General features: G+C 69.8%; 17 protein-coding genes. 10 read left to right on the forward strand and 7 right to left on the reverse strand.

Features of this window, described 5'->3' with window-relative positions:
* The first annotated feature begins 5 nt into the window (after positions 1 to 5).
* Positions 6 to 527, forward strand: coding sequence for a hypothetical protein (locus tag M9917_RS03880; RefSeq protein ID WP_297251015.1), 522 nt, complete (start codon positions 6 to 8; stop codon positions 525 to 527).
* A 117-nt stretch (positions 528 to 644) separates the two neighbouring features.
* Here M9917_RS03880 and M9917_RS03885 read toward each other — a convergent pair whose 3' ends face one another.
* Positions 645 to 1,145: a hypothetical protein gene (locus tag M9917_RS03885; protein ID WP_297251017.1), complete on the reverse strand. Its 501-nt coding sequence runs from the start codon at positions 1,143 to 1,145 to the stop codon at positions 645 to 647.
* A 196-nt stretch (positions 1,146 to 1,341) separates the two neighbouring features.
* On the opposite strand from M9917_RS03885, the gene M9917_RS03890 reads away from it, so the two are divergent.
* Genes M9917_RS03890 through M9917_RS03910 form a run of 5 tightly spaced genes read left to right on the forward strand, consistent with a single transcriptional unit; the run spans position 1,342 to position 7,073 of the window.
* Entirely contained in the window at positions 1,342 to 2,337 is a 996-nt protein-coding gene (locus M9917_RS03890) for an ABC transporter substrate-binding protein (protein ID WP_297251019.1), read from the forward strand.
* A 16-nt stretch (positions 2,338 to 2,353) separates the two neighbouring features.
* Positions 2,354 to 4,066, forward strand: coding sequence for an ABC transporter permease (locus tag M9917_RS03895; RefSeq protein ID WP_297251021.1), 1,713 nt, complete (start codon positions 2,354 to 2,356; stop codon positions 4,064 to 4,066).
* On the forward strand, positions 4,054 to 5,145 hold the full coding sequence (locus tag M9917_RS03900) for an ABC transporter ATP-binding protein (protein WP_297251023.1): 1,092 nt from the start codon (positions 4,054 to 4,056) through the stop codon (positions 5,143 to 5,145). Before M9917_RS03895 ends, M9917_RS03900 begins: the two co-directional genes overlap by 13 nt.
* A gap of 10 nt (positions 5,146 to 5,155) precedes the next feature.
* Positions 5,156 to 6,304: an MBL fold metallo-hydrolase gene (locus M9917_RS03905; RefSeq protein WP_297251025.1), complete on the forward strand. Its 1,149-nt coding sequence runs from the start codon at positions 5,156 to 5,158 to the stop codon at positions 6,302 to 6,304.
* Between the two features lie 4 nt (positions 6,305 to 6,308).
* A complete protein-coding gene (locus tag M9917_RS03910) occupies positions 6,309 to 7,073 on the forward strand; it encodes a 5'/3'-nucleotidase SurE (protein WP_297251027.1) in 765 nt (254 codons plus the stop codon).
* A 3-nt stretch (positions 7,074 to 7,076) separates the two neighbouring features.
* Here the strand turns inward: M9917_RS03910 and M9917_RS03915 are convergent, their stop codons facing one another.
* Positions 7,077 to 8,897: an ABC transporter ATP-binding protein gene (locus tag M9917_RS03915; RefSeq protein ID WP_297251029.1), complete on the reverse strand. Its 1,821-nt coding sequence runs from the start codon at positions 8,895 to 8,897 to the stop codon at positions 7,077 to 7,079.
* Between the two features lie 96 nt (positions 8,898 to 8,993).
* Between M9917_RS03915 and M9917_RS03920 the strand changes: the two genes are divergently transcribed.
* Positions 8,994 to 10,130: a DSD1 family PLP-dependent enzyme gene (locus M9917_RS03920; protein ID WP_297251031.1), complete on the forward strand. Its 1,137-nt coding sequence runs from the start codon at positions 8,994 to 8,996 to the stop codon at positions 10,128 to 10,130.
* A gap of 3 nt (positions 10,131 to 10,133) precedes the next feature.
* Here the strand turns inward: M9917_RS03920 and obgE are convergent, their stop codons facing one another.
* The 4 genes from obgE to M9917_RS03940 all read right to left on the reverse strand — a co-directional run bounded on the left by obgE (position 10,134) and on the right by M9917_RS03940 (position 16,313).
* Positions 10,134 to 11,177, reverse strand: coding sequence for a GTPase ObgE (gene obgE, locus M9917_RS03925; protein ID WP_297254689.1), 1,044 nt, complete (start codon positions 11,175 to 11,177; stop codon positions 10,134 to 10,136).
* Positions 11,178 to 11,218: 41 nt separating this feature from the next.
* On the reverse strand, positions 11,219 to 14,440 hold the full coding sequence (locus tag M9917_RS03930; protein WP_297251033.1) for an efflux RND transporter permease subunit: 3,222 nt from the start codon (positions 14,438 to 14,440) through the stop codon (positions 11,219 to 11,221).
* Between the two features lie 11 nt (positions 14,441 to 14,451).
* Complete coding sequence (locus tag M9917_RS03935; protein WP_297251035.1) at positions 14,452 to 15,609, reverse strand: efflux RND transporter periplasmic adaptor subunit; 1,158 nt, start codon at positions 15,607 to 15,609, stop codon at positions 14,452 to 14,454.
* 68 nt (positions 15,610 to 15,677) lie between these two features.
* Complete coding sequence (locus M9917_RS03940; RefSeq protein WP_297251037.1) at positions 15,678 to 16,313, reverse strand: TetR/AcrR family transcriptional regulator; 636 nt, start codon at positions 16,311 to 16,313, stop codon at positions 15,678 to 15,680.
* Between the two features lie 24 nt (positions 16,314 to 16,337).
* Between M9917_RS03940 and M9917_RS03945 the strand changes: the two genes are divergently transcribed.
* From M9917_RS03945 to M9917_RS03955, 3 genes are read left to right on the forward strand one after another with little or no spacing between them, the layout of a single operon-like run.
* Complete coding sequence (locus M9917_RS03945; RefSeq protein WP_297251039.1) at positions 16,338 to 16,538, forward strand: hypothetical protein; 201 nt, start codon at positions 16,338 to 16,340, stop codon at positions 16,536 to 16,538.
* Complete coding sequence (locus M9917_RS03950) at positions 16,538 to 17,320, forward strand: glutamine amidotransferase (RefSeq protein WP_297251041.1); 783 nt, start codon at positions 16,538 to 16,540, stop codon at positions 17,318 to 17,320. The genes M9917_RS03945 and M9917_RS03950 overlap by 1 nt, the downstream gene beginning before the upstream one ends.
* Complete coding sequence (locus tag M9917_RS03955) at positions 17,317 to 18,558, forward strand: NAD(P)/FAD-dependent oxidoreductase (protein WP_297251043.1); 1,242 nt, start codon at positions 17,317 to 17,319, stop codon at positions 18,556 to 18,558. The genes M9917_RS03950 and M9917_RS03955 overlap by 4 nt, the downstream gene beginning before the upstream one ends.
* Positions 18,559 to 18,587: 29 nt before the next feature.
* Here the strand turns inward: M9917_RS03955 and M9917_RS03960 are convergent, their stop codons facing one another.
* Positions 18,588 to 19,382, reverse strand: coding sequence for a succinate dehydrogenase iron-sulfur subunit (locus M9917_RS03960; RefSeq protein ID WP_297251045.1), 795 nt, complete (start codon positions 19,380 to 19,382; stop codon positions 18,588 to 18,590).
* Between the last annotated feature and the right edge of the window lie 3 nt (positions 19,383 to 19,385).

A 19,385-nucleotide genomic window follows, 5' to 3' on the forward strand; every position in this document is an offset into this window, starting at 1 on the left:
AAGCCATGCCGCATTTCGTCGAAGCGCTGCAACGGGAGGCGGCGGACGCCGTCGCCGCGATGCGGGAGGCGGCCTTGCGCGCCCGCCACGCCCATGCCCGCGCCGAGCTGATGCGCCACATGCTGACCACCGCCCGCAAGGTGAAGGATGAGCCCAGGGCCGCGGCCGTCGAGACTGTCGTGCGCGAATGGATGGACGCCTGGAACCTCGGCCGCGACGACTGGCCGCAGATCGCCCGCGAGATGACGGCCTTCACGGAAGCCTTCCACGACTATGCCAACGCGCCCGGCGATGCGCAGGACGCAGCGTTACGCGCGGCCTGCGCCGCGCTCGATGCCGTGCTGGCGCGGGAAGGCACCTCGATCTCCGATGAGATGGCCTTCCGCTCGCAATGCGCCCATGGCTGGTGGGAGTTGGTGAAGCCGGTTCCGGCCGGGCTGCCGGGCCGCAAGCCGCGCCCTTCAGTGCCGCAGCTCGAAGCCGGCAAGCCGTTCTGGGAAGCCGGCTGCGCCGATTTCTGCCGCTGAAGCGCGGCCCCCTGGGCGATGTGGACAGTTTCCGGATCACTCCCGGCGGGCGCCACTCCGAGTCCGCGCCTGCGGCGCGCCCCGGAATGACAATCCTATGCCAACTATCCACGGCTCCTAAGGCAGCTGCTGGTTCTCGAAGAAGCCGTCCAGCGGGATCTGCGTCGTCTTCTCGAAATCGTCCATCGCGTCGAGCAGGCGCCGGCGATAGCTCAACAGCGCCAGCAGCAGTTGCGCCGCATCGCGCGACAGCCCGTAGCGCGCCCAGCTCTGCGATGTCCGCCGCTCCAGCCCGATCTGGTCGCCGAACGCCTCGACCGTCTCGAAGCCGAGCCCGCGGACGACCTCCCGCAACTCCTGCGCCGACATGCGCGGCTTCACCACGTGGGAATGCACCCGCTCCAGCATGAGGCGGATGTCGGATGGCCGGAACTCAAGGGAGTTGCGCGCGAACTGCTCGAAGTTGTTGGCCATGTCGTTTCTCCCGCTCGCCTCCCGCCGCCGCCGGACCGGCCCCATGATACCCGGCTTCGCCGGATGGTCCACCATCACGATCCGTCGCACCTCGCCCGCGACGGGCGATCCGGGCATTTGTCCGCTTGACGGGAAGTAAGCCATGTTCTTTTGTTCTCCGCGAAGAACATTTGTCCTGGGAGAGGCTCACCCGTTCCACCATCCCTGCCGGCCGCAGGGTCTCATAGGCGTTGACAGCGGCGCCGATCGCACCGCCTGTCATGGAACTGCAACAAAGCTCAACGAAACCGTCGGCGCCTTCCGGCCCGGGACGGCATCATTCCACGGAGGACAGCCCATCATGTCGCAGACCAGACGTTCCCTGATCGCCGCCGCCGTCGGCGGCGCGCTCGCGGTTTCCGCGCCCGCCTTCGCCCAGGCCCCGTCGGGCAAGCTCGTGCTCTACACCTCGCAGCCGGAGAAGGACGCAGCCCAGACCACCGCCGCCTTCAAGAAGGCCTATCCCAATGTCGAGATCGAGATCTTCCGCTCCGGCACGACCGAGGTGATGGGCAAGCTCGCCGCCGAGATCTCGGCCGGCCAGCCCGGCGCCGACGTGCTGCTGATCGCGGACGCCGCGAGCATGGAGATCCTGAAGGGGCAAAACCAGCTCCTCGCCTATCCCGGCGCCAAGACCGACGGGCTGCAGGAAGGCTCCTTCGACAAGGACAAGACCTATTTCGGCTCCAAGCTGATCACCACAGGCATCGCCTTCAACACCGCCGCCAAGGAGAAGCCGGCCTCCTGGAACGATCTCACCAACCCGGCGCTCAAGGGCCAGATCTCGATGCCGAGCCCGCTCTATTCGGGCGCGGCCGCGATCATGCTCTCGACCATGACGGCGCGCCCCGATCTCGGCTGGAAGCTGTTCGAGGGGCTGAAGGCGAACGAGGCCGTCGCGGTGCGCGGCAACGGCGCCGTGCTGAAATCCGTCGCCACCGGCGAGAAGGCCTATGGCGTGCTGGTCGACTTCATGGCCTTCAACGCCAAGAAGCAGGGCTCGCCGGTCGAGTTCGTCTTCCCGAAGGAGGGCGCGCCGGCCGTGACCGAGCCCGTCGCCATCGTCAAGACGACCAAGAACGAGGCCGCCGCCAAGGCGTTCGTCGACTTCATCCTCTCCGACGACGGCCAGAAGCTCGCGCTGTCGATGGGCTACATCCCGGCCAAGCCCAGCATCGGCTCGCCCGCCTGGCTGCCGGAAGGCACCAAGATCAACGTCATGCCTTCCGACATCGCGGCCGTGGTCAAGGCGACGGAGGCCGACAAGGCCCGCTTCGCCACCATGTTCGGCAACTGAGCCGGACTGATCGCGCATGTCCCGCGCCGATGCCGCGACGCTGCGCACGCGCGTCGAGGAGACGGGCCTCCTGTGGGGGCTCGTCGGCCTCGTCGCGCTTCTGTCGGTGCTGCCGATCGGGCGCCTGATCGTCGAGGGCCTCGCCCCCGGCGGCCAGCTCTCGGCGACGGCGCTCGGCAAGGTGATGGCGAGCCCGACGACCTGGACGGCGACCGCCAACAGCCTGGTCACGGCGATCTGCGCCACCGTGCTCGCCACGCTGATCGGCGGGACGGTGGCGCTGCTCGCGACGCTGACCGACATCCGCGCCCGCAACGCCTTCACCTTCTGCTTCGTCCTGCCGCTGATGATCGCCCCGCAGGTCACGGCGCTGGCCTGGCTCCAGCTCTTCGGCCCGTCGAGCACGCTGCTCAAGCTGATCGGCATGGCGCCGCCGCTCGGCAGCCGCAACCCGCTCTATTCGCGCGAGGGCATCATCCTGCTGCTCGGGCTGCAATATGCGCCGCTGGTCTTCCTGACGCTGCGCGCCGGCTTGCGCGCCCTGCCCAAGGAGCTGATCGAGGCGGGGCTTGCCGTGGGCGCGAGCCCGCTCACCGTGCTGCGCACCGTCGTCCTGCCGCTGATGACGCCGCCGCTCGTCGCCGGCATCGCGCTGTGCTTCGTCTCCAGCCTCGGCAATTTCGGCATTCCCGCCTTTCTCGGCATCCCCGGCAACTTCCTCGTCCTGCCGACGCTGATCTACCAGCGGCTGGCGGGCCTGGGGCCCGGCCTTCTCTCCGAGGTCGCGATCCTCTCGCTGCTGATCGGCCTGATCGCGATGGTCGGCATCCTGCTGCAGGACCTGATGCTGCGCCGCCGCGACTTCCGCATCACCACGACCTCGAGCGCGGCGCGCCCCTTCGAGCTCGGCCGCTGGCGCCGCCCGGTCGAGATCGGGCTGTGGAGCTTCGCCATCCTCGTGCTCGCCATGCCCTTCTTCGGCCTCGTCTCGACCTCGCTGATCCCGGCCTTCGGCGTGCCGCTCAACGCCAGGACCGCGACGCTCGCCAACTATGCCTATGTGCTGATGGAGCACGCCGCCTCGAAGCGCGCCTTCGTCAACTCCTTCCTGATGTCGGCGGGCGCGGCGACCGCGATCGTGCTGATCTGCGTGCCGCTCGGCTATTTCATCGTCTGGAAGAAGTCGCGGGCGCTGCGCCTGCTCAACCTCGCCGCCGAACTGCCCTACGCCATGCCCGGCGTCGTGCTCGCCATCGCCGCGATCCTGCTCTTCCTCAAGCCGCTGCCGCTGATCGGCGTCTCGCTCTACAACACGATCTGGATCATCCTCTTCGCCTATCTCGCCCGCTTCCTCGTGCTGGGCCTGCGCCCCGTCGTCAGCGGCTATCTCCAGGTCGACCGCACGCTGGAGGAGGCGGCGCAGATCGCCGGCGCCGGCCTGCCGCGGCGGCTCGTCACCGTGATCTTCCCGCTGGTCGCGCCGGCGGCGGTGGCGGGCGCGCTCCTGATCTTCCTCACCGCCTTCAACGAGCTCACCGTCTCGGCCCTGCTCTGGTCGTCCGGCGCGGAGACGCTCGGCGTCGTCGTCTTCTCCTTCGAGCAGGGCGGCGATTCGACCTATGCCTCGGCGCTGGCCACGATCACCGTCCTCGTCACCGTCTGCCTGATGGCCTCCACCACCCTCTTCGCCCAGAGATTGCCCCAGGGGGTCCTGCCATGGCGCGACTGACGATCGAGCGGGCGCAGAAGCGCTTCGCCAGCTATCTCGCCCTCGACGACGTCTCGATCGATGTCGAGCATGGCGAGTTCCTGGCCGTGCTCGGCCCCTCCGGCTGCGGCAAGACGACGCTGCTGCGCCAGATCGCCGGCTTCGACAAGCTCGACGGCGGCACGATCCATATCGGCGAGCGGCTGGTCTCCTCGCCCGACCATCACATCCCGCCGGAGCACCGCAAGCTCGGCATCGTCTTCCAGTCCTATGCGCTGTGGCCGCATATGAGCGTGGCGGAGAACGTCGCCTACGGCCTCACCGTCGCCGGCGTCCGCGAGCCCGAGCGGGGCAAGCGCGTCGCCGCCGCGCTCGACCTCGTCGGGCTGACCGGCTTCGCGGAGCGGCGCCCGGCCCTGCTCTCGGGCGGCCAGCGCCAGCGCGTCGCGCTCGCCCGCTGCCTCGTCACCGAGCCCTCTCTGGTGCTGCTCGACGAGCCGCTCGCCAATCTCGACGTGCATTTGCGCGCCTCGATGGAGGAGGAGTTCTCCCGCTTCCACGAGCGCACCGGCACCACCATGGTCTACATCACCCACGACCAGGCCGAGGCGATGGCGCTGGCCGACCGGATCGCGGTGATGGAGCGCGGCCGGCTCATCCAGCTCGCCACGCCCTCGACGCTCTACCGCGAGCCGGTCGACATCACCGTCGCCGGCTTCATCGGCGACGGCATGGTGCTGCCGGCCGCGATCCTGTCGGCGCCTGAGGCCGGGCGCTGCAAGGTCTCGGTGCTCGGCGTCGAGGCCGTGGTGCGCTGTCGGCCCGACCAGCCGGTGACCGACAAGGCGAGCCTGTGCCTGCGCGCCCGCGACATCGGCATCGCCCGGCCGGGCGAGGGCGGCCTTGCCGCAACCGTCGAGCGCCTGTCCTATCAGGGCGGCTTCTTCCGCATGGAGGCACGCCCCAGCGCCGACCGGGACGTCGTGCTGCATCTCGACGCGCCCGAGCCCGCGCCGGCCCGGCCGGGCGACGCCATCCACATCGCCATCACCGACGGCTGGATCATCCCGCAGAGCCGCCCCCTGGACAAGGCTGCGTGAGGCCGGCCGCATGAAGCTCACGATCCATGGCGGGATCGGCGAGAAGGGCCGGACCTGCGTCGGCGCCGCGCAGGGCGCAACCCGGCTTCTGCTCGATGTCGGCATCGACACCGGTGTCGCGCGCGGCCCGGGATATTATCCGGCGCTGACCCGCGCCGAGCTTTCGCTGATCGATGCGATCATCGTCACCCACGCCCATGAGGACCATGTCGCGGCGCTGGGCTGGTGCCTCGCGAACGGCTTTGCCGGCCGCATCCTGATGACGGCGCAAACCGCCGCCGAGACGGACGCCGTGCTTGCCGCCTATGCGACGCCGGAGGAACGCGCGCTCGCCCGACAGGCCGCCGTGGAGATCATCGCGGCCGGCGCGGATTTCTCGATCGGCCCGATCGCCATCCGCACCGGCCGCACCGGCCATGTCGTCGGCGGCATCTGGTGCCATCTCAGCGCCGGCGGGCGCCGCCTCGGCTATTGCGGCGACGTGGTGCCGGAAAGCCCGGTCTTCGCCATGGACCCGCTGCCGCCCTGCGACCTCATCCTCCTCGATGCCTCATACGGCGCGGACCGCATCCCAACCGCCGAGCGCGGCGCCGCCATCCGGCGCTGGCTTGCCGCCCACCCTGAGGGCGCCGTGCTGCCGACGCCCTTGTCCGGCCGTTCCATCGAGCTGCTCGGGCTGATCGAGACACCGATCGCGATCCACCCCGCGATGCGCGAGGCGCTCGAGCGGCAGGTCGCCGCGACCGCCTGGCTGAAGCCGGGCCTCGCCGCCACCCTGTCGGCGCGCCTTGCCGGAGCGCTGATCTGGGAGGAGAGACAGGCCTTGCCGCCCGCCGCCCTCATCGTCGACGACGGCATGGGGATGGCAGGCCCCTCCCGACCCGCCCTCGCGCAGGCGCAAGCGAGCCGGCATCCGGTCCTGCTGACCGGCGGCATCCCCAAGGGCAGCCCGGCCGATTGCATGCTGGCCGCCGGCGAAGCGCAATGGCTGCGCTTTCCGACCCATCCGACGCTGCCGGAAAACGTCGCGATCGCGGCGGCGAGCGGCGCAGGCCACGTCCTCGCCCATTCCTGCGATGCCGCAACCGCGCTGACGCTCGCCGCCGACATTCCCGGGCTCGTCACCGGCTTGGCGCCCGGCGACACCATCGAGGTCTAGGATCATGCGCATCCTCATCGCCAATGACGACGGCATCGACGCTCCCGGCATCGCCCTGCTGCGCCGCGCCGCCGCCCGCGTCGCCTCCGACATCTGGGTCGTCGCGCCCACGCGGAAATGGACGGCCGCGAGCCATCACCTCTCCTTCGACCGCGATCTCACGCTGACCCGCCGCGAGCCGCAGGTCTACGCGCTCGACGGCACGCCGGCCGATTGCGTCGTCGCCGCCATGACGGTGCTGTTCCGCGACGGCGACCAACCCGACCTCGTGCTCGCCGGCGTCAACGACGGGCGCAACGCCGCCGAGGACGCCGCCTATTCCGGCACGCTCTCGATCGCCCGCGAGGCGAGCTTCTGGAAGCTGCCGGCCATCGGCTTCTCGCGAGCCAAGGGCGGAACTGCGGAGGAAGGCGACGTCGCGGCGCTCACGGCCCTGATCGAGGCCCTCTGGCGGATGCGTGCGGAGTGGGTCCGCGAGGGCACGTTTCTCAGCGTCAACCTGCCGAAGGCGCTGCCGGCCGAGGCGGGGCTTGCCGGCATCGGCCGCGACAAGATCGCCGGCGCCGCCGATATCGTCAGCGAGGCGAAGGAGCGGATCGTCTGGCGCATCCGGCGCGGGCGCCCGCGCAGCAGCCGGCCGGGCGACGAGAACAGCCTGATCGATTCAGGCCGCATCGCCATCGTCCGCCATTGCTGGAGCGACGGCGCCGCGCTCGATGAGAGGTTCGCCTCGGCGTTGAACGCAGGGCTGAAGCAGCCGGAGGGCTGAGCCTCAGCTTTCCAGGAACTGCATCCGGTGCAGCCGGGCATAGGCGCCGTCGCGCGCGAGCAGCGCGTCGTGGCTGCCGGTCTCGACGACCTTGCCCTCGTCCATGACCACGATCAGATCGGCCTCGCGGACGGTCGAGAGCCGGTGCGCGATGACGATGGTGGTGCGCCCCCGCATCAGCCGCCCCAGCGCCTGCTGGACCAGCCGCTCCGATTCTGTGTCGAGCGCGCTCGTCGCCTCGTCGAGCAGCAGGATCGGCGCGTTCTTGAGGATCGCGCGGGCGATCGCGATGCGCTGGCGCTCGCCGCCCGAGAGCTTGTGGCCGCGCTCGCCGACGGGCGCATCGTAGCCGCCGGGCATCGCCGTGATGAAGCCGTGCGCGGCGGCCGCCTTCGCCGCCGCGACGATCTCCTCCTGCGAGGCGCCCGGCCGCCCGAAGGCGATGTTGGCCCGCACGCTGTCGTCGAACAGCACGACATCCTGGCTGACGACGCCGATCTGGCGGCGCAGGCTCGTCAGCGTGACGTCGCGCAGGTCCTGCCCGTCGATCTCGACGCGGCCTTCGCTCGGATCGTAGAGGCGCGGCACCAGCGCGAGCAGCGTCGACTTGCCCGAGCCGGAACGGCCGACCAGCGCCATGGTCCGCCCGCCCTCGGCGACGAGGTCGATGCCTTCCAGCGCGCGCTGGTCCTCGCGATAGCGGAAGCGCAGATGGCGGAAGGCGACCTCGCCGGCCGTGACGGCAAGCGGCTTCGCGCCCGGCCGGTCGAGCACCCGCGGCTTCTCGTCGATCAGCGCGTAATAGCGCTTCAGCGAGGCCCCGGCCTCCTGGATGATGGCGTTGAGATTGCCGAGCGAGCGCATCGGCTGGGCCGCGAGCAAGAGCGCCGAGACATAGCCGGTGAAATCGCCGACCGTCGAATTGCCGGAGGTGATGCGCACGCCGATCGCCGCGAGCACGCCCGCGACCGCGATGCCGCCGCCGACCTCGAGCAGCGGATCGAGCCGCCCGCGCGCGTTCGCCGCCTTCATCTTCAGCGCCCGGATCGTCTCGAAGGCGTCCGCCGCCCGCTCCTTCAGATAAGGTTCGAGCAGGTCGGTCTTGGCGACGCGCGCGCCTTGCAGGCTCTCGGTGACGAGATTGGCCATCAGCCCGGTCTGCTCCTGCTGGGAATTGGCCATGCGACGCAGCTTGCGCCCGATGCGGCCGATCGGATGGGCGATCACCGGCGCGATCAGCAGCACCACCAGCGTCATCTGCCAGTCGATCCAGATCAGCGCGCCGACCAGCGCGATCGCCGTCACCACGTCGCGGATGGCGATGTTGACGATGCGCGTCAGCGCTTCCTTGACGAAGGTGAAGTCGGTGGTGAAGCGCTGCGTGAGGGAGGCTGGATTCTCGCGTTGCAACTGCGCGAGGTCGGCATCGATCAGATGGCCGTAGAGCTGCGTCTGCATGTCCGCCTCGATGCGGCTGACGACGTTGTTGGTCATCACCGTCTGGGCGAGCAGCGAGAAGCCCTTGATCGCGGTGACGATCACCACGACGGTCGCGACCGCGTTGATCACGCCGATCTCGTAGCCGATCGATTTCGAGACCAGCCGCTCCATGCGCCGGACGAAGCCGGTCGATTCGGCCGTCAGCGGATCGGCGAAGGCGTCGAACGCCGCCTTGATCAAGAGCGGATAGAAGCTCGTCGTCGCCGCGATCACCACGACGAGGCCGAGGATCATCAGCATCTGCGGCAGATAGGACCGGATCTGCTCGCGCCAGACACGGGCGAAGAGCGCGAGGGTGTCGTCGGTGACGCGGCCGATCTTCATGGGCGCGACGTAACATGGGCGGCCTCAAGTGGCGAGTGGGCCTTGCTACGGACACGAAGCTGTCCTCCCATGGCCACAACCGACTCAGGAGACCTCATGCCGCTATCCCCGCCGGCCCAGCCCGGCCAGAGCTTCGCCGAGATCGACACACCCGCCCTCGTGCTCGATCTCGACGCGTTCGAACGCAATCTGGTCGCCATGGCCGCCTTCGCCCAGGCCCATGGCATCCGGCTCCGCCCCCATGCCAAGTCGCACAAGAGCCCGGAGATCGCGCTGCGCCAGATCGCCCATGGCGCGGTCGGGCAGTGCTGCCAGAAGGTCTCCGAGGCCGAGGTGCTGGTCGCGGGCGGCATCAGCGACGTGCTGGTCACCAACGAGATCGTCGGCGCGGTGAAGCTCGACCGGCTGGCGCGGCTCGCCCGCAGCGCGCGGATCGGCCTGTGTGTCGACCATCCCGACGGCGTGCGCGAGGCGGCCGAGGCCGCCGCCCGCAACGAGGTGACGCTCGACGTCTATGTCGAGATCGACGTCGGCGGCCGGCGCTGCGGCGCCGCGCCCGGCGAGGCAGCGATCCGGCTGGCGGAGGCGGTCGCGCGGTCCAACGGCCTTCACTTTGCCGGCATCCACGCCTATCACGGCTCGGCCCAGCACATGCGCTCCATCGACGAGCGGCGCGAGGCGATCGAACGCGCGGGGCTTGCCGCGCGCAACACGCGCGACCGGCTCGAGCAGGCCGGGCTTACCTGCGAGATCGTCACCGGCGGCGGCACCGGCACCTATGAGCTCGAGACCCAATCCGGCATCTGGAATGAGATCCAGCCCGGCTCCTACATCTTCATGGACGCCGACTATGCCCGCAACCGCCAGGCCGACGGCACGCCCTTCCGCAGCTTCGAGCCCGCGCTTTTCGTCCTCGCCGGGGTGATCAGCAAGCCGGTGCCGGACCGCGCCGTCGTCGATGCCGGCCACAAGGCCGCGGCGGTGGATTCCGGCATGCCCGTGCCCTTCCGCCGCGAAGGCGTGATCTACACGAAACCCTCCGACGAGCACGGCGTCCTCACCGGCGATCCGATCGCCATGCCGCATCGCGGCGACCGGCTCCTGCTGGTGCCGGGCCATTGCGACCCGACGGTCAACCTGCACGACTGGTATGTTTGCGTCCGCGGCCTGCACGGGCCGGATGCCCATGTCGAGGCGCTCTGGCCGGTGGCGGCGCGCGGCGCCCTGACCTGAGGGTCACGGCCGCCAGCCGCTCTCCTGCGCCGGGGCATTCTCGCGCTCCTCATCGCGGCGGGCCTCCTCGACCACGGCGAAGAGCGCCCTCAGCGCCTGATCGACGCCCTCGCCGGAGGCCGACGAGAGGATGATCGGCATGCGCCTGGCCGCCCGCTTCAGCCGCGCGACCTGCTCCTTCAGCATCTCGGGCGTCAGCGCATCGACCTTCGACAAAGCGACGATCTCCGGCTTCTCGGCCAGACCCTCGCCATAGGCTTCGAGCTCCTCGCGCACGGTCTTGTAGGCCTTGCCGGCATGCTCGCTCGTGCCCTCGACCAGATGCAGCAGCACGCGGCAGCGCTCGATATGGCCGAGGAAGCGGTCGCCGAGGCCGTGGCCCTCATGCGCGCCCTCGATCAGGCCGGGGATATCGGCCAGCACCATCTCGCGCCCGTCGACGCGCACGACGCCGAGGCCGGGATGCAGCGTGGTGAACGGATAGTCCGCGATCTTGGGCTTTGCCGCCGTGACGGTGGCGAGGAAGGTCGACTTGCCGGCATTGGGCAGGCCGACCAGCCCGGCGTCCGCAATCAGCTTCAGCCGGAGCCAGACCCAGCGCTCCTCGCCCGGCAGGCCCGGATTGGCATGGCGCGGCGCCTGGTTGGTCGCGGTCTTGAAATAGGCGTTGCCGAAGCCGCCATTGCCGCCCTTGCACAGGACGAAGCGCTGGCCGGGCTCGGTCAGGTCGGCGATCTTGGTCTCGCCGTCCTCGTCGAGGATCTCGGTGCCCGGCGGCACCTTCAGCACCACCGGCGGCGAGTTCGCGCCGTGGCGGTCCTTGCCCATGCCGTGCTCGCCGGTCTTCGCCTTGAAATGCTGCCGGAAGCGGAAATCGATCAGCGTGTTCAGCCCCTGCACGCATTCGACGACGATGTCGCCGCCGCGCCCGCCGTCGCCGCCATTGGGCCCGCCGAACTCGATGAATTTTTCACGGCGGAAGGAGACGCAGCCCGCGCCGCCGTCGCCCGCCTTCACATAGATCTTGGCCTGGTCGAGGAATTTCATGCTCACGCTTTAGGCCGATGGCGGCCGCTGGGCAATGCGCCTCACTCCGCCGCGAGCCGCGGTGCCGGGGGCTTCGACATCGCTTCGGCCGTGGCGATCGCAGGCGCGGCATGCTCCTCGATCGGCTCCCAGGCGCTCTCGTCCTCGGCCTTGCCGAAGAAGCGGCCGAAGAGCCAGCCGGTCGCCCGCGAGAGATCATCCATCACCATGTAGAAGGACGGCACGAAGACGAGCGACAAAACGGTCGAGACGATCAACCCGCCGATCACCGCGATCGCCATCGGCGCGCGGAACTCGCCGCCGTCGCCGACGCCATAGGCCGAGGGCGCCATGCCCGCCGCCATGGCGATGGTGGTCATCAGGATCGGCCGCGCCCGCTTGCGGCCGGCCTCGATCAGCGCCGTGAAGCGGTCCTTGCCGCGCCCGACCTCCTCGACCGCGAAATCGACCAGCATGATCGCATTCTTGGTGACGATGCCCATCAGCATGAGCAGGCCGATATAGACCGGCATCGAGACGGCGTTGTGCGTCGCGAGCAGCGCGATCACCACCCCGCCGAAGGAGAGCGGCAGCGAGAGCAGGATCGTGATCGGCTGGAAGACCGAGCCGAACAGCAGGATCAGCACCGCCAGAACCAGCATCAGCCCGGTCGTCATCGCCGAGACGAAGCCGGCGACGACCTCGCCCTGGATCTCGGCATCGCCCGTCGCCGCGATCCACACGCCCGGCGGCAGGCCGACCTCCCTGACGATCTCCTGGAATTTTTCCTGTGCTGTGCCCAATTCGAAGCCGCGCTTAAGGTCCGCGCCGATCTGGGCGCGGCGGACGCGGTCATAGCGGTCGATCGAGCTCGGCCCCTCGCCGAAGCCGATCTCGGCCACCGCGGTCAGCGGGATCGAGACGCCGCTCGCGCTCGTCACGCGCAAAGCCGCGAGGTTGCGCATGTCGGTGCGCGCCGCCTCGTCGAGCTGGACACGGATCGGCACCAGCCGGTCGCCGGCGTTGAACTTGGCGAGATTGGCGCCGACGTCGCCGATGGTGGCGACGCGCACCGCTTCCGAGATCGCCTCCGGCGTGACGCCGAGATCGGCGGCCTCCTCGAGCTTGGGCGTGACGCGCAGCTCCGGGCGGCTCAAGGAGCCCGCGGTCGCGACGTTGAGATAGCCGTCGACCCGGCGCATCCTGGCCTCGATCTTCGCGACCGCCGCATCGAGCGCCTCGCCGTCCTTCGACAGGATCGAGAAGGCCATCTCGCGCTCGCCACGCTCGTTGACGTACCAGGCGCGGACATCGGGCACGCTCGCGAGCTTCCCGGCGATCGTGACCTTGAGCTCCTTCTGCCTGATGTCGCGCTCGGCCTTGGGCTTGAGCAGGATGAAGACGGCGGCGCGGCGCACCTCGCGCTGGCCGGTCGGCGAGGCGCCGCCGAGCACGAAGACGTCGCGCACCTCCGGAATCGTCTTCACGGCGTCGACCAGCCTGTCGGTGGTGACGCGGGTATCCTCCAGCGTCGAGCCCGGCGGCAGCTCGACCGAGGCGACGACGCGCGAGGTGTCCTCGTCCGGGATGAAGCCGGTGGGCAGGAGCTGCGTCGCCTGGATCGAGGCGGCGAGGAAGAGGAAGCCGACGACGAGCGTCGCATAGGCCGTGTTGAACGGCAGGCTGCGCCAGCGCCCGGAGCCGTCGAAGCGCGGGACAAACGGGATGCGCCGCCGCTTCAGCGTGGCCTTGAGCAGGCCGACATAGGCGCCCATGATCCAGCCGTCCTTCGGATGGGCATGGCGGACCGGCCGCATCAGATAGGCCGCCATCATCGGCGTGATCAGCCGCGCGACCAAGAGCGAGAACAGCACGGCGACCGCCACCGTCAGGCCGAACTGCCGGAAATACTGGCCGGCGACGCCGCCCATGAAGGAGACCGGGGCGAAGATCGCGACGATGGTCAGCGTGATCGCGATGACCGCGAGCCCGATCTCGTCGGCGGCCTCCATCGCGGCGCGATAGGGCGACTTGCCCATCTTCATGTGCCGGACGATGTTCTCGATCTCGACGATGGCGTCGTCGACCAGGATGCCGGTGACCAGCGTGATGCCGAGCAGGCTGACGAGGTTGAGCGAGAAGCCCATCAGCTCCATCGCCCAGAAAGTGGGTATGGCTGAAAGCGGCAGCGCGACCGCCGTGATCAGCGTGGCGCGCCAGTTGCGCAGGAACAGGAAGACGACGATGACCGCGAGCGCCGCGCCCTCGATCAGCGTCTCCATCGCCGCCTTGTAGTTGCCGTGGGTATAGGCGACCGCATCGTCGATCGGCGTGATCTGGATGTCGGGGAAGCGCTTGTTCAGCTCCGCCACGCGCGCGGCCACCACCTCCTTGACCGAAAGCTCGCTCGAGCCCTTCGAGCGGAACACGGCGAAGGTGACGACGGGGTTCTTGTTGAGCCGGCCGAAGGCGCGCGGCTCGGAGTTCGAATCCTCGACGTGGCCGAGTTCCTTCAGGCGCACCTCGCGCCCGCCCGAGAGCGTGATCTTGGTCTCGGCCAGCTCCGCCACGCTGCGCGCGCCGGCGAGCGTACGGATCGCCTGCTCCTGCCCGCCGACCTCGCCGCGCCCGCCAGCCAGGTCGACATTGGTGGCGCGGATCTGCCGGTTGACCTCGCCGGCCGTGATGCCGAGCGCGAGCAGCCGGTCGGGATCGAGGGATACGCGGATCTCGCGGTCGACGCCGCCATAGCGCTCGACCCGGCCGACGCCCTTCAGCCCCTGCAATTCGCGCGCGACGACATCGTCGACATGCCAGGAGAGCTGCTCGAGCGTCATGCCCGCCGAGGCCGCGCCATAGGTCAGGATCGACTGGCCCTCGACGTCGATGCGCTGGATCACCGGCTCGTCGATCGTCCGCGGCAGGTCGGCCCGGACCTTGGCGATGGCGTCCTTGACGTCGTTGACGGCGCGGTCGGTGTCGGTTTCGAGGCGAAACTCGATGATCGTCTGCGACTGCCCGTCGGTCAGCGTCGACATCAGATGCTTCACGCCGGCGATGTTGGCGACCGAATCCTCGATGCGCTTGGTGACCTGGCTTTCGAGCTCGGCCGGCGCGGCGCCCGACTGCGTCACCGTGACGGAGACCAGCGGCACATCGATGTTCGGGAAGCGCGTCACCGGCAGCTTCGAAAAGGCGAGCAGCCCGAGCACGCAGAGCACGACGAAGAGCAGGATCGCCGGAACGGGCTTGCGGATCGACCAGGCGGAGACGTTGACGTTCATGGGCGTGCCCGTCAGTTCATCGCGACCGGCGTGACGACGTCGCCGTCGCGCACGAAGGTGCCGGCGCGCGCCACCACGGTCTCGCCCTCGGCAAGCCCGCTTGCGATCTCCACCCGGCCCTGGCCGAGGAGCCCCAGCGTCACCGGCCTGGTCGTGACCTTGCCGTCCCTGACCGACTGCACGCTCGCGCCCGAGCGGCCATAGGTGATCGCCGAAAGCGGCAGGGTCACGGCGCGCTTGCGGCCGGTCTCGATCACGCCGCGCGCGAAGGTGCCGATCGCGACCGGGGGATTGCCGTCGAGCGCGACGCGCACGCGCCCGAGCCGCGACGCCTTGTCGACCTCGGGCGCGATCAGGCGGATCGTGCCGGCGAGCGCCTCCTTCGCGCCGGCCGGGGTGACGGCGACGGCCTGCCCGGCGCTCAAGCCCGGAAGCTCGACCTCGGCGACCTGCGCCTCGAGCTCGACCGCCCCGTCGGCGATGATCCTGAACAGCGGCTCGGTCGTCGGCAGCATGCTCGCGGTCGCGCCGAGCCGCGCCGTGCGGCGGCTGACGATGCCGCCGCGCGGCGCCTTGATCTCGGTGCGGGCGAGCTTCACGGCGATGTCCTGCGCTTGCGCCCGGGCCAGCGCCAGATCGGCGCCGGCGATCGCCTGCGCCTGCCGGGCCGCGGTGACGCGCGCCTGGCCCGAGCGCGCGGCGGCCGCGCGCTGGTCGAACATCTCGATCGAGGCATTGCCGCTGTCACGCAGCGCCTTGGTGCGGGCGAAGGCGTTGTCGGCCTGGGTGAGGTTGGCCTCGGCCTCGGCGATCTGGGCGTTGGCCTGGGCGACGGCCGCCTCGGCGCGGGCGATCTGGGCGTCGTTCTGCGCCTTCTGCACGCCGAGCGAAACCCGGCTCAGGCGCGCCAGGACCTGACCCTGCGCGACCTTGTCGCCCTCCTCGGCAAGAAGCTCGACGATCGCCAGCCCATCGACCTCCGGCGCGACCAGAACCTCGTCGCGCGCCACCATCGAGCCCGAGACGACCACGCTCCGGACGATCTCGGTAGTTTGCGCCCCCGTCACCGTGACGGAGGGGCCGGCGCTCTGGGCCTGCAAGGGCAGCGGCGCGCAGAGCACGGCGAGGGCGACCATGGCCTTCAGCGGAACGATCGAACGCAGGGACATCGGACGGGGTCCTTTTGCGGCCATGCCGCGGTGCGAAAACGGAGCGGGCCGGGCGGAAGCGGTCGGCATCAGCGCGCCTCCGCCACGGGCCGGAGCATGGTCTGCGCGAGCAGGCGCATGCCGGTGAACAGCGTCTCGGCTGCGGCCGCCTCGTCGAAAGCCGGGTCCACCGCCCGCCGGCAGAGGAAGCCGTCCGCCATCATCGTGATCGCGAGCAGGAAGCCGCCCTCGTCGAGCCCGGCCGGCAATTCGCCATTGGCCTTGGCATCGGCGATCGCCGCCGTGAGGCCCTGCGCCACCGTGCCGTCGATGGCGGCGCACATCCGCGACATCTGCGGATTACGCGCGGCCTCCGCCCAGATCTCAAGCGCGATCACCGCCTTCTCGCGTGGTTTCTGAACGAGATGCCGGCGCCCGAGTTCCTCGAGCTGGTCGAGCAGCGGCCCGTTCCGCGGGTGGAGCCGGCCGAAATCCGCGGCGATCAGGCTGCGGTCGCGCTCGGCAATGCCGGCGATGATCGCGTCCTTCGCGCTGAAATAGCGGTAGAGATTGCCCGGGCTCATCCCCGCCTCGGCCGCGACGTCCTGCATCGTCGCCGCATGGAAGCCGGCGCGCGCGAAAACCCGCTCCGCGGCATCGAGAATGCGGATATGGCGCTCAGACAGGGCGACCACGGGCGTCGGCACGGCGGCTGAGGGCGGCATTGCAGCTCGGAAGAATGAGAATGAATGTTCATTCTCATCGCAGGCCGCGACGCCGGCGTCAAGCGCCCGACGGTGGAAGGCGCGCAAGGCGCGGCCCGGATCAGCACCGCACGGCCGATAAATCGCTTGCTTCGCCGCGCGGGGAACCGCATGCTCGCCGGCGATCTGGCATGGCTTCGCGCGGCCTTGAAGACCCTCGCGCGCAAGCGACCTCGAAGTCCGTGATGAACGAGCACGCCTTCCCTTTTCGCCCCGCCCGTCGCACCCGTTCCACCCAGCCTGCCCTCAAGCCGGTGCTGATCGTGCTGCATCAGGAGCATTCGACGCCCGGCCGCGTCGGCCGCCTCCTGCAGGCGCGCGGCCATGCCCTCGACATCCGCAAGCCGCGCTTCGGCGATCCCCTGCCGGCGACGATGCGGGACCATGCGGGTGCCGTGATCTTCGGCGGCCCGATGGGCGCGAACGACCCGGACGATTACATCAAGGCCGAGATCGACTGGATCGGCACCTGCCTGAAGGAGGACGCGGCCTTCCTCGGCATCTGCCTCGGCGCGCAGATGCTGGCGAAGCAGATGGGCGCGCGCGTCTATACCCATGGCGAAGGCCGGGCCGAGGTCGGCTATTACCCGCTCGCGGTCACCGATGCCGGCCGCCGGCATGCCAAGGCCGCCGGCTTCACCTGGCCGGGCACGGTCTATCAATGGCACCGCGACGGCTTCGACTGCCCGCAAGGGGCGCAATGCCTCGCCACCGGCGGCGATTTTCCGGTGCAGGCGATCCAGGCCGGCAACAGGCTCTACGGCGTCCAGTTCCATCCCGAGGTAACGCCGGCGATGATGTATCGCTGGTCGGTGCGCGGCTATGAGCGCACGCTGATGCCCGGCGCCCAGCTCGGCCATACCCATGTGCCGGGCTGGTTCCAGCACGACCCGGCGATCCGGCTGTGGCTCGATGCCTTCCTCGACCACTGGCTGAAGGAGCCGGCGACGGCCGGGAGGATTGCGTGACCCGTACGGCTCTCGTCCTCGGCGCCGGCATGGTCGGCGTCTCCTGCGCGCTCGCCCTCCAGAAACGCGGCCTCGCGGTGACGTTGATCGACCGCAAGGAACCCGGCCGCGAAACCTCCTACGGCAATGCCGGCGTGCTCGCCGCCTCCTCGATCCTGCCGCTCAACAACCCCGCCCTCTACGCCAAGATCGCCGGCTATCTCGGCAACCGCCACCCGGCGCTCAATCTGAGCCTGCGGCGGGCCTCGACCCGGCCGGGCTGGCTCCTGCGCTTCCTCTGGGAGGCCCGCCCCTCGCAAGGGCTCGCCCGCATCGCCGCCCTGCAGGCGCTGACGGCCGACACGGTCGCGCGCCACCGCGCCCTGATGGGCGAGGCCGGCATCCCGCACCGTCTGCGCGAGACCGGCACCCTCAAGCTCTGGCGCAGCGAGGCCGGCCATGCCGCCGCCCAGGCCGAGCACGACTTCCTGAAGCGCCACGGCATCGAATCGCACCTCCTCGACCGGCAGGGCATCTCGGGCGTCGAGCCCGGGCTGAAGCCGATCTTCCCGGCCGGGCTCCTGATCCCCAGCGTCGGCTCGGTCGATTCGCCGGGCGCCGTCACCGCGGCCTATGCCGCCCTCTTCGCCGAACGCGGCGCGCGCATCGTGCAGGCCGCCGTCACCGGGCTTTCCCGCAACAGTGCCGGCTGGCGCGCCGAGACCGCGACGGGCGGCTTCGAGGCCGACATCACCGTGGTCGCCCTCGGCCCCTGGAGCGGCGATCTCCTGAAACCGCTCGGCATCGATCCGAAGCTCGACGTCGAGCGTGGTTATCACCGGCATCTCACGCCGCAGGCCGGCAGCAGCTTGACGCGGCCGGTCTACGATGTCGACGGCGCCTATTACATCGCGCCGATGGAGCAGGGCTATCGCGTCACCTGCGGCGTCGACCTGTCCTTGCGCGATGCTCCCGATGCGCTGCGCCAGATCGACAGCGCGACGGCTGCGGCGCGCGAGGCGTTTCCATTGGGCGCCGTCGTCGGCGAGACCTGGCGCGGCGCGCGGCCGACGCTTCCGGATTCGCTGCCGATGATCGGCGAGGCGCCGCGCCATCCCGGCCTCTGGCTCGCCTTCGGCAACCAGCATGTCGGCTTCTCGACCGGCCCGATCACCGGCGAGATGATCGCCGCCATGGTCTGCGGCGAGCCCCCGCCGATCGACCCGACGCCGTACCGGCCGGGGCGGTATATTTCCTGAGGGCTGGCCGCTAGCCGGCCCGGCGAGCGTCAGACCTGGCGCGCCACCATCATCTTCTTGATTTCCGCGATCGCCTTGGCCGGGTTCAGCCCCTTCGGGCAGGCGTTCGCGCAGTTCATGATGGTGTGGCAGCGATAGAGCCGGAACGGATCTTCCAGATTGTCGAGCCGCTCGCCCGTCGCCTCGTCGCGCGAATCGATCAGCCAGCGATAGGCCTGGAGCAGCGCGGCCGGGCCGAGATAGCGGTCGCCGTTCCACCAGTAGCTCGGGCAGGAGGTCGAGCAGCAGGCGCAGAGGATGCACTCGTAGAGCCCGTCGAGCTTCTCGCGGTCGTCCTTGGCCTGGCGCCATTCCTTTTCGGGCGCCGGCGTCGTGGTCTGGAGCCAGGGCTCGATCGAGGCGTGCTGGGCATAGAAGCGGGTCAGATCCGGCACGAGGTCCTTGACCACCGGCATGTGCGGCAGCGGATAGATCGCGACCTGTCCCGCATGCTTGCCCGTGCCGCCGCATTCGTCGATGCCGGTGGTGCAGGCGAGCCCGTTCATGCCGTCCATGTTCATGGCGCAGGAGCCGCAGATGCCCTCGCGGCAGGAGCGGCGGAAGGTCAGCGTCGGGTCGACCTTGTTCTTGATCCAGATCAGCGCGTCGAGAACCATCGGCCCGCAATCGTCGCGGTCGACGTAGTAGGTGTCGGTGCGCGGGTTGGCGGTGTCGTCCGGGCTCCAGCGATAGATCTTGAAGGCGGTGACGTTCTGGCCCGAAGGCTTCGGCCAGGTCTTGCCCTCGGTCAGGCGGGAGTTCTTCGGGAGATTGAATTCAGCCATCGC

It is taken from the genome of Bosea sp. (in: a-proteobacteria), assembly GCF_023953965.1.
Taxonomy (GTDB): Bacteria; Pseudomonadota; Alphaproteobacteria; order Rhizobiales; family Beijerinckiaceae; genus Allobosea.

Excerpts from the sequence above, each read along its gene's own strand:
- M9917_RS03880 (WP_297251015.1), top strand. The coding sequence starts at position 6 with ATGCCGCATTTCGTCGAAGCGCTGCAACGGGAGGCGGCGGACGCCGTC.
- M9917_RS03920 (WP_297251031.1), top strand. The coding sequence starts at position 8,994 with ATGCCGCTATCCCCGCCGGCCCAGCCCGGCCAGAGCTTCGCCGAGATC.
- M9917_RS03945 (WP_297251039.1), top strand. The coding sequence starts at position 16,338 with ATGTTCATTCTCATCGCAGGCCGCGACGCCGGCGTCAAGCGCCCGACG.
- M9917_RS03910 (WP_297251027.1), top strand. The coding sequence starts at position 6,309 with ATGCGCATCCTCATCGCCAATGACGACGGCATCGACGCTCCCGGCATC.
- M9917_RS03960 (WP_297251045.1), bottom strand. The coding sequence starts at position 19,382 with ATGGCTGAATTCAATCTCCCGAAGAACTCCCGCCTGACCGAGGGCAAG.
- M9917_RS03900 (WP_297251023.1), top strand. The coding sequence starts at position 4,054 with ATGGCGCGACTGACGATCGAGCGGGCGCAGAAGCGCTTCGCCAGCTAT.
- M9917_RS03905 (WP_297251025.1), top strand. The coding sequence starts at position 5,156 with ATGAAGCTCACGATCCATGGCGGGATCGGCGAGAAGGGCCGGACCTGC.
- M9917_RS03885 (WP_297251017.1), bottom strand. The coding sequence starts at position 1,145 with ATGGCTTACTTCCCGTCAAGCGGACAAATGCCCGGATCGCCCGTCGCG.
- M9917_RS03895 (WP_297251021.1), top strand. The coding sequence starts at position 2,354 with ATGTCCCGCGCCGATGCCGCGACGCTGCGCACGCGCGTCGAGGAGACG.
- M9917_RS03940 (WP_297251037.1), bottom strand. The coding sequence starts at position 16,313 with ATGCCGCCCTCAGCCGCCGTGCCGACGCCCGTGGTCGCCCTGTCTGAG.
- M9917_RS03915 (WP_297251029.1), bottom strand. The coding sequence starts at position 8,897 with ATGAAGATCGGCCGCGTCACCGACGACACCCTCGCGCTCTTCGCCCGT.
- M9917_RS03890 (WP_297251019.1), top strand. The coding sequence starts at position 1,342 with ATGTCGCAGACCAGACGTTCCCTGATCGCCGCCGCCGTCGGCGGCGCG.
- M9917_RS03950 (WP_297251041.1), top strand. The coding sequence starts at position 16,538 with ATGAACGAGCACGCCTTCCCTTTTCGCCCCGCCCGTCGCACCCGTTCC.
- M9917_RS03935 (WP_297251035.1), bottom strand. The coding sequence starts at position 15,609 with ATGTCCCTGCGTTCGATCGTTCCGCTGAAGGCCATGGTCGCCCTCGCC.
- obgE (WP_297254689.1), bottom strand. The coding sequence starts at position 11,177 with ATGAAATTCCTCGACCAGGCCAAGATCTATGTGAAGGCGGGCGACGGC.
- M9917_RS03930 (WP_297251033.1), bottom strand. The coding sequence starts at position 14,440 with ATGAACGTCAACGTCTCCGCCTGGTCGATCCGCAAGCCCGTTCCGGCG.